The following is a 335-nucleotide window of genomic DNA, read 5'->3' as shown; positions in this document are numbered from 1 at the left end:
TGTCTAGATCTTGTTCAAGCTTCTGTATTTGATAGCTGAGTGATGAAGGCGCTCTGTCCATTTCATTGGCCGCGGCGGCGAAACTTCCACGTCGGTCGATGGCGTCTAGGATGTGTAACGCTTCAAGTGTTATTGGACTATGCATAGCTTTCCTACTTTATAAATGAGACTTGAATCACAAAAACAGAAGCATTCAGACTGTGAATGGAACTGTAAAAGTCTTTTTAATACAGCTATTTAAGAGTATTAATTATGAGTTAGTTGATAAAATTGAAAATTATTTAAATGCAAATAATAGTAATTATCATTTAGATCCAATATTATATTTCGCAAAT

1 protein-coding gene is annotated in these 335 nt (G+C 34.6%); it reads right to left on the bottom strand.

Translation table 11 applies throughout. The features are described from left to right. On the bottom strand, nucleotides 1–145 hold a 145-nt coding region (locus AB4512_RS22735; RefSeq protein WP_372175800.1), incomplete at its 3' end, for a LysR family transcriptional regulator. Between the last annotated feature and the right edge of the window lie 190 nt (nucleotides 146–335).

Origin of the sequence: Vibrio sp. 10N.222.52.B7 (assembly GCF_041474275.1) — a bacterium.
GTDB classification, from domain to species: domain Bacteria; phylum Pseudomonadota; class Gammaproteobacteria; order Enterobacterales; family Vibrionaceae; genus Vibrio; species Vibrio crassostreae_C.
This window is presented reverse-complemented; position numbering and strand designations above follow the sequence as displayed.